Origin of the sequence: Flagellimonas amphidinii (assembly GCF_013090115.1) — a bacterium.
GTDB lineage: Bacteria > Bacteroidota > Bacteroidia > Flavobacteriales > Flavobacteriaceae > Flagellimonas > Flagellimonas amphidinii.
Genome location: NZ_JABFNN010000027.1, coordinates 21078 through 30172 on the forward strand (window position 1 = coordinate 21078; position 9095 = coordinate 30172).

Sequence of the window (9095 nt, forward strand, 5' to 3'; positions counted from 1 at the left end):
TGCCACAAAATTTCATTAAAAAATGAGTGAAAAAGTAAGGGTTAGATTTGCCCCAAGTCCAACAGGACCCCTTCATATAGGTGGGGTTAGAACAGCTTTGTTCAACTACCTATTTGCTAAAAAAAACAATGGTGATTTTATACTTAGAATCGAAGATACCGATCAAAACAGATATGTAGAAGGTGCCGAAAACTATATCATAGAAGCCCTAAATTGGTGCGGTATTGAGTTTGATGAAGGCCCTGGTAAAGAAGGAGAATTTGGGCCATACCGACAAAGTGAGCGAAAAAACATATACCAACAATACGCTCTAGAACTTATTGCCAAAGGCAAGGCCTATTATGCATTTGACACTGCTGAAAAGCTAGATTTTCACCGCAAAGATCATGAAGCCAAAGGAAAAACCTTTATATACAATTGGCACAATCGCTTAAAACTTTCCAACTCACTTTCGCTCTCAGAAAAAGAGGTGCGACAAAAATTGGATGCCGGTGAAAATTATGTCATCCGTTTTAAATCACCACAAGACAAAGAACTTATACTAAAGGATGCCATTCGTGGCGAAATAAAAATCGACACCAATATTTTAGATGATAAAATATTATTTAAAAGTGATGGAATGCCCACTTATCATCTTGCAAACATTGTTGATGACCATTTGATGCAAATTACCCATGTCATTCGTGGTGAAGAGTGGTTGCCCTCTTTAGCTTTGCATAATTTGTTATACCAAGCTTTAGATTGGAAAGCTCCACAATTTGCACATTTACCTTTGATCATGAAACCTGTTGGCAAAGGAAAATTAAGTAAAAGAGATGGTGAAAAAGGAGGCTTTCCTGTCTTCCCCCTGTCTTGGAATGAATCCGTTGGTTATCGTGAAGCCGGTTATTTTTCAGATGCAGTGGTGAATTTTTTAGCATTGTTGGGATGGAATCCAGGAACTGAACAAGAATTATTTTCTTTGGAAGAGCTTATCCAAGCCTTTAGTCTTGAACGCGTAAATAAATCTGGTGCACGATTTGATCCAGAAAAAACCAAATGGTTTAATCATCAACATCTACAACAAAAAACTGATGCCCAATTAGCAGAACTTTATACAAAAGAACTACAAGGCAAATCATTGAAAACTTCAATTGATTATGTGGAAAAAGTTGTGTCTTTGATTAAAGAGCGAGCCAATTTTGTTTCTGACTTTTGGGAATTGTCCGATTACTTCTTTGAAGCTCCATCAACCTACGCAGAAAAAGGAGTAAAAAAACAATGGAAAGAAAACACTCCAAATATAATGAAGGCAGTAAAAAATCTTCTTGAAAACATCGAAGAGTTTACTTCGTCAAATGTTGAAAAAACAGTTAAAGATTGGATCGCCGCTGAAGAACTTTCCTTTGGAAAAGTAATGCCCCCTTTTAGGTTGGTCATCGTGGGAGACATGAAAGGTCCACACTTATTCGATATTTTAGAACTCCTAGGAAAAGAAGAAAGTATCCAACGTATAACCTATGCTTTAGCCAATTTGCCCAATTGATGAATCTGTAACAAAACTTGACGAATAGCTACTTATATGCTACAGAGTTTTGTATTTTTCATCACAAACATTAAATCATAAATATTATGGGCGACTATTTCTTAATACCAATCATTTTTGTTGGACTGATTATCCTTTTCAAGTTCTTTTTTATTGTGAAACAACAGACCGCTGTTGTAATTGAGCGATTCGGTAGATTTCAAAGTGTAAGAAACTCAGGCTTACAGATGAAAGTTCCACTTGTAGATCGAATATCCGGTCGTTTGAGTTTAAAAATTCAACAATTGGATGTTATTGTAGAAACAAAAACATTGGACGATGTTTTTGTGAAATTGAAAGTATCCGTTCAATATGTAGTTATCAAAGACAAAGTTTACGAAGCTTTCTATAAATTGGAATATCCCCACGATCAAATTACCTCCTATGTTTTTGATGTGGTTCGTGCAGAAGTTCCTAAAATGAAATTGGACGATGTCTTTGTGAAAAAAGATGACATAGCAATCGCTGTAAAAGCAGAACTTCAAGACGCCATGTTGGCCTATGGCTACGATATCATCAAAACATTGGTAACAGATATTGATCCTGATGCACAGGTAAAAGAAGCCATGAACCGAATCAATGCATCGGAGCGAGAAAAAATTGCTGCTCAGTTTGAAGGTGATGCGCAACGTATTTTGATTGTTGAAAAAGCAAAAGCCGAAGCGGAGAGCAAAAGACTACAAGGACAAGGTATAGCCGATCAACGTAGAGAAATTGCCAGAGGCTTGGAAGAATCTGTTGAAGTGTTGAACAAGGTGGGCATCAATTCTCAAGAAGCATCCGCATTAATTGTTGTCACCCAACATTACGATACACTTCAAGCCATTGGCGAAGAAACCAATACCAATTTAATTCTGTTGCCAAATTCTCCACAGGCTGGTAGCGACATGCTGAACAACATGGTAGCTTCTTTTACGGCAAGTAACCAAATTGGCGAAGCCATGAAACAACAACAGAACAAAAAGAAAGGAGAATAAAACTATTAATTCTTTCATTAAAAAAGGGAACCAAATGGTTCCCTTTTCTATTTTTATTCATAACAATTGAATTGTCTTCTTCAATCACATGTGATTGAAGCAAAAAAATGAATTTTAGTCGTTTTACTGCTCTTATGGGCGTTTCTTAAGCCTAAACACACAAATGGGTTGCCCTAAGAAAATAGTGCTTGAAATCGCTTTAAAAAAAGCCCATTTCAATAGAGAACGTCAATGTTTTGTTTGGTTTAGATAAGCTATATCTATGTTAATTTTTTTGCTCTAATTTGGCCCAAGTATCCCTTAGCGTAACCGTTCTATTGAAGACTAATTTTTCAGGTGTCGAATCTTTATCGACATTGAAATAACCCAAACGCTGAAACTGAAATCTTTCTCCTATTTTGGCATTTTCCAAACTCGGTTCTAAATAACCGGTCACCTTGTTGAGAGAGTCTGGATTTACAAAATCCATGAAATCTTTATCCTTATGTCCATCAGGAGTAGCATCAGAAAAAAGCCTATCGTACAATCTTACCTCTGCAGCAACTGCATGTGAAATAGAAACCCAATGCAAGGTTCCTTTAACTTTCCGTAAACTTTCTTCTGTTCCAGATCCACTCTTACTTTTTGGATCATAGGTACATTGTACTTCGGTAATGTTACCGTCCACATCTTTAGTGCAACTTTCGGCTTTAATAATGTAACCATTCTTCAATCGAACCTCACCACCCAATTTCAACCTAAAGAATTTTCGATTGGCTTCTTCTCTAAAATCCTCCTGTTCAATATATAATTCTCTGGAAAAAGGAATCTTACGACTTCCTGCAGCTTCATCCTCTGGATTGTTTTCCGCATCCAACCATTCCTCTTTTCCAGCTTCATAATTAGTAATGACAAGTTTTAAAGGATTTAATACCGCCATAACACGTGGAGCAATTTTGTTCAAATGCTCCCTTATATGAAACTCTAGTAATGAAACATCAACTACATTCTCTCTTTTGGCTATACCTATGGTATCTGCAAAATTCCTGATGGATTCCGGTGTATATCCTCTTCTCCTTAACCCTGATATTGTTGGCATCCTTGGATCATCCCAACCTTCTACCACACCACTTTCAACCAACTGTAATAACTTTCTTTTACTTACAACGGTATGGCTCAAGTTTCTCCTTGCAAACTCTCGTTGTTTTGGGCGCAATTTATTAGAATCTACCAATTGGTCTAAAAACCAATCATATAACTCCCTATGTGGTAAAAACTCCAACGTGCAAAGGGAGTGAGACACCTGTTCAATGTAATCACTTTCTCCATGGGTCCAATCGTACATGGGATAAATACACCAATCGGTATTTGTTCTATGGTGTGCTTTATGCAGTATTCTGTACATTACTGGATCTCGCATCAACATATTGGAAGAGGCCATATCAATTTTAGCTCGCAAAACATGAGCCCCTTCTTCAAAATCACCGTTCTTCATACCTTCAAACAAAGCAAGATTCTCATCCACAGAACGATTCCTATATGGACTTTCAGTACCAGGCTCCGTAGGTGTACCCTTTTGCTCAGCGATTTCCTCAGAAGTTTGGCTATCTACATAAGCTTTGCCCAGGTTTATGAGTTCAACAGCCCAATCGTACAACTGTTGAAAATAATCAGATGCATAGCATTCCGTATCCCATTTGTAGCCCAACCATTCCACATCTTCTTTGATGGCATCAACATATTCCTTTTCCTCCTTGGCTGGATTTGTATCATCAAAACGAAGATTAACTGGAGCATTGTAGCGCAATCCAAGTCCAAAATTTAAACAAATAGAGCTCGCGTGGCCTATGTGAAGATAGCCATTTGGTTCAGGTGGAAAACGAAAACGAAGCTCGTTATTGTTGTATCCATTTTGAAGATCTTCTTCAACAATATGTTCAATGAAATTCAGTGATTTACCTTCTTCTCCCATAACCAAAATTTGAAGCGCAAATGTAGTAAAATCCAGCGTTCATAGCTTTCTATAAAGTGTTGGTGTATACAAAGAAAGCCATTTCACAACACTTTTGGTATACCCCACAACAATATCTTTCCATTCGATGAAATTAAAATCATATTTGTTATTAGGAATGTTATATGAAAATGCAGCGCCTCAAAGCGCTACAACGAACTGAACAAAATTAAGGGGCACAAAATATAGGGCATTATTGCCCACAACCTCTTAAAACTAACGCTGATGAAGAAAAATAGTTCGCTCTATAGCATTCTTGTCTTTGCATATGCAATGATGCTGCTTGGCACCACATCTCTGAATGCCCAAGTTCTCAACAAACCCATTGCGGCAGACAATCCAAATCTAGCTGGCAATTCAGCATGGACAGCTGCATGCGCTTCAGCTGGTTTCAACGAGTATTTCGTAAACTTCACATGGAGTCCACCTTTGGTGAATTCCGATAACGAGTTTGTATTGGAGCTTTCTGATGCGAATGGAAACTTTGGTGACCCCACTGAGTTGGCTCGTCTTAGTGACAAAAACACAGAATTTGAATTTGAATTTGAATTTGCAGTGCCTAATGATGTCCGAGGGGAAACCTACAAATTTAGGGTCCGCAGTACAAGTCCTGCAAAAACAAGTCCACCATCAGATTCTTACCCGATGCACTTTGTGGATTACAATTCGCCATTGTTAATTAGTCCTGATGGAAACGGAACTATTCCTCCCTCAGGAACTATTCAACTTTGTGGAGGAGGATCTGTAACATTGGCACCACATAACATTCCAAATGCTGATACATACCAATACAACTGGTACAGAAGCGGAACCTTGTTGGCTCAAAAAACTGAAAGCATAACCATTTCAACACCAGGCCTTTATTATGTTGAGTTGGATTATGGTTCAGTTTGTTCTGGTTCAGCAAATACACTTTCAAATACCATAGAAATAACTACTGGAACCAGTCAAGGAATTGCTATTAATGGTTCGGATAATGTTGGTCTTTGTTCTGGTGATTCACATACACTTGAAGCCAATATTAGTGGAACAGGCCTTAGTTATACCTGGTATAAAGATGGAGAAGTGGTTGCCGGTCCAACAGTAGATGCCCACACATATTCAGTTAATACAAGCTCCAATGCTTTTGCTGGGTCGTATGAAGTTGAAATAGACGGTACAGGAGCATGTTTAGAGCGTTCAGCAGCTGTGACCATTACAAATCTGGGGGATTTTGATGTAACTCGTCAAAACGAAGGAGACATTGTTTTGCTTCCATCGCAAAGCACTACTTTATCTGTTACAACGTCTTCTACAACACCCGCTTACCAATGGTATAAAGATGGAGCTCCAATAACAGATGCTACAAACAGTTCTTTAGCTATCAGTGAAATAGGAGAATATTTTGTGAGAGTAACTGAAACAAGTGGAGGGTGTTCAGGTTCTCCAGTGGATTCAGAAAAAACTACAGTAGTTGCCCCTGATTCATTTGAATTTATCATTGCATATGTAGGGTCATATACTGCCTGTGAAAGCTCCGATGCAACACTTAGTCTATCTACAATCAATGCAGTAAGTGAGTCTGGTGCTAAAACGGACGTAACTTCAGAACTACAATCTTCTTTTTCCTATCAATGGAAACTTGACGGAACTATTATAGCAAGTGAAACTTCAAAAACTATTACAGTTACTGATTTTGAAAACAATGGAGGATATAAACTAGATGGTAGTTTGGATAATTTCAATACTTCTTCCAATTCATTGAGCGTAACACTTGCTACTGGTTTAGATTCTGAAATAACTTCTAACGGTACTGTTTTATGTGAAGGTGCCAATCCAATAGTACTGAGCAGCTCTATTGACCTCGCCAATGAAAGTTTTGAATGGTTGAAAGATGGTGAAGTCGTTGATAACTCTTCAACTAGTTTAACTGCCAATGAGGTTGGAATATACAAATTGGTAATCACCACAAATGATTGCCCATTGACATCCAACGAAATAACAGTAAGAGCTTTTGATGAATCCCTCCTAGTATTGGATAAATCCAATGACCTGATCATCATTGAAGGTGAAACAGAAACAATTACCGCCAGTGGTACAGAATCTTATGAATGGTTTGATTCTGCCAATAATCTAATGGGAACCCAAGATTCTTATGCATTTCAAGAAGAAGGAGAGTATTTGCTCGTGGCGAATTTTGGCAATTGTACCATAAGTAAAGTAATCACAGTAACGTTTAGAGACACATTTGCGATTCCGAATGTGATTACTGTCAACGGCGATGGAATCAATGACCTATGGATTCTTCCAAACACCTATTCTAGAAGCAATGAAATTCTAGTGACCATTTATGATGAAAGAGGTAAAGAAGTTTTCAGCCAGACCAACTATGAAAATAACTGGCCACAATCAACAACAAGTTTTAATAAACCAAGCCTGATTTTCTACTATAAAATTACCAAAGGAGGATCAAGCTTGAAACAAGGAACCATAACTGTTATCAGATAGACCTAATGCAATTTAAAAAACCTCAATTACTATTATTTATCTTGCTTTTGGCTTTCTCCGGACTTCACGGTCAGGAAGAAGACCCCTTTGTGGATTATAATGTACCTTCTCAGAACTTGTTGAAATTCAACAGGTTCTTGATAAACCCAACATTTTCTACAGTAAGGGAGGATAAATCATATATCAATCTTTTCCATAGAAACCAATCGGTATCTTTTGATGATAACAATCAAGTATACTTTTTGAGCTATAGTGGTAGAGTAAGCGATAGAAGTGGAGTAGGTTTAAGTTTATTCACCAATCGAGAAGGTCTTTTCAACAATTTTGGAGTCCATGCCAACTACGCTTACGGAGTTCGTTTAAGTCCCAAGAGCAATTTCACCTTTGGTGCTAACTTTTCATATTATCAAAGTGCATTTAATCAGGATAGAGCCAATGCAGTAGAAGACGATCCTTTTTTAAATGATTTGGAAAGTAGTTCATTGATTAGTTTTCAGCCCGGTTTCAACCTGTCTTTTGGCAACTTTGACATTGGTGGTTTTGCAGAAAATCTTTTTGATTACAACCTAAAAAACAGCGAGTCTGTTACTGAATTCAATGAGAAAACCTATTCTGGCCACCTACAATATACCCATCAGTTTAAAAATGGAGCGGGTATCTTGGAACAAGGTAGATTAATGCCTTTGGCAAGAGTCAGAAAAATAGGAGAAGAAAACCTTGTTCTGGGCGGTAATCTAATACTTGACTTACCAAAACTAGGTTGGGTTCAAGCTGGATACGATGATTATTATGGAGCTTCAGCAGGATTAGGTTTCAACCTCAACAAAAATCTTTCCCTAGGTTATACCGTTGAAAAGGGTCTGACCAACAATTTTGAAAACTTTGGTGTAACCCACGAGGTTTCCTTGGCATATTCCTTTACGCCAAACTTGACCGAGGATAGAGTGCTTCTGGAAAAAGAAAATGAAGAATTAGTTGATGCCAATACGCCACAGGAAAACCTGAGCCTAACCGATAAAGACTTGAAAATAGCAGAGCTAGAAGAAAAACTAGCGGAAAACGATGCTATTTTGGATGAACTTTTGTTGCGTCAAGATTCTATTGAGACCACCAGAAGAAGTGATTTGGAAAAACGTTTTGAAACGGTCATGAAAATGGTTCGTCGTGAGACGAAAGGTGAGCGCCCTGAATTAGAGGAAAAAGCAAAAGAGGTCTACTTTGCCAGCATGGATAGTATGGATATTATTACCAAACGTCCTACGCAACCTCTAGCAAATCATGGGCTTACTAATACAACATCAGCTAAAAAAGTTATTCGACTCAATAAAACAAAGAAGAATAACCAAAATACAAGTATTGCAACGAACACTTCCATTTCAAGGGATAAAACCAATAGGTCGTATGCTACCAAAAGAAATGCAAGATTTAAGGCTTTCAGTATTCCTCAGGTACAAAGTGGGCATTATCTTATTGCCAACGTTTTCAGGAATCCAGACAACGTAACAGCATTTGTTGAGAAACTTCGTGAACAAGGAATAGATGCGGATTATTTCGAAAATCCAAAAAACGGACTCAATTACGTTTATCTAGAAAACTTTCAAGATAAAGGAGAGGCTATTGCGGCGCATCAAAGCCGTTTTCATGGAAATTATCAAGGTGATGCATGGATCATGAATGTAGATAGTGGTGATTCCCACATCAATTTTGTGGCGGTTGAAAGTCAATCAAACTCCAAATATGCTGACGATATCCTACATAAAAATGTAGCACAACATAAAGGGAACGTACCCAAAGTTGTGTATGCTTCCCACAGAATCAATGGTCTTCCAGAAGGTTATTACATCATTGCCAATGTTTTTGAAAGGGCCTCAGAAGCCAATCGTTTTGTCAAAGATTTAAACGCAAAAGGCCTAAGTGCCAGCTATTTTATTAATCCAGAAGATAACTTAAGGTATGTCTACCTGAAAAAACATCAAACCTGGAATAATGCGCTTACCTCATACTACTCCAAACTAAACGCTTCGTATGATGAAGAAATGTGGATCATGCGGGTAAAACCAAACTTCAACAGCTAAAA

The 9095-nt window shown here is 37.8% G+C and carries 5 protein-coding genes; 4 read left to right on the forward strand and 1 reads right to left on the reverse strand.

Features of this window, described 5'->3' with window-relative positions; translation table 11 throughout:
* Positions 1-22 precede the first annotated feature (22 nt).
* Together gltX and HJC33_RS04750 are read left to right on the forward strand one after the other, a co-directional pair.
* Complete coding sequence (gltX, locus tag HJC33_RS04745; protein WP_171657657.1) at positions 23-1525, forward strand: glutamate--tRNA ligase; 1503 nt, start codon at positions 23-25, stop codon at positions 1523-1525.
* An 86-nt stretch (positions 1526-1611) separates the two neighbouring features.
* A complete protein-coding gene (locus HJC33_RS04750; RefSeq protein ID WP_171657658.1) occupies positions 1612-2541 on the forward strand; it encodes an SPFH domain-containing protein in 930 nt (309 codons plus the stop codon).
* A gap of 265 nt (positions 2542-2806) precedes the next feature.
* On the opposite strand, the gene HJC33_RS04755 is transcribed toward HJC33_RS04750, so the two are convergent.
* Positions 2807-4492, reverse strand: coding sequence for a glutamine--tRNA ligase/YqeY domain fusion protein (locus tag HJC33_RS04755; RefSeq protein WP_171657659.1), 1686 nt, complete (start codon positions 4490-4492; stop codon positions 2807-2809).
* Positions 4493-4756: 264 nt separating this feature from the next.
* Between HJC33_RS04755 and HJC33_RS04760 the strand changes: the two genes are divergently transcribed.
* Both HJC33_RS04760 and HJC33_RS04765 read left to right on the forward strand, forming a co-directional pair.
* Positions 4757-7018, forward strand: a complete 2262-nt coding sequence (locus tag HJC33_RS04760) for a T9SS type B sorting domain-containing protein (RefSeq protein ID WP_171657660.1) — start codon at positions 4757-4759, stop codon at positions 7016-7018.
* Between the two features lie 5 nt (positions 7019-7023).
* Positions 7024-9093: a PorP/SprF family type IX secretion system membrane protein gene (locus HJC33_RS04765; protein WP_171657661.1), complete on the forward strand. Its 2070-nt coding sequence runs from the start codon at positions 7024-7026 to the stop codon at positions 9091-9093.
* Positions 9094-9095: the final 2 nt, after the last annotated feature.

What these genes read in the sequence shown, in the direction of transcription:
- HJC33_RS04765 (WP_171657661.1), top strand. Translation starts at nt 7,024, where the DNA reads ATGCAATTTAAAAAACCTCAATTACTATTATTTATCTTGCTTTTGGCT.
- HJC33_RS04750 (WP_171657658.1), top strand. Translation starts at nt 1,612, where the DNA reads ATGGGCGACTATTTCTTAATACCAATCATTTTTGTTGGACTGATTATC.
- HJC33_RS04755 (WP_171657659.1), bottom strand. Translation starts at nt 4,492, where the DNA reads ATGGGAGAAGAAGGTAAATCACTGAATTTCATTGAACATATTGTTGAA.
- gltX (WP_171657657.1), top strand. Translation starts at nt 23, where the DNA reads ATGAGTGAAAAAGTAAGGGTTAGATTTGCCCCAAGTCCAACAGGACCC.
- HJC33_RS04760 (WP_171657660.1), top strand. Translation starts at nt 4,757, where the DNA reads ATGAAGAAAAATAGTTCGCTCTATAGCATTCTTGTCTTTGCATATGCA.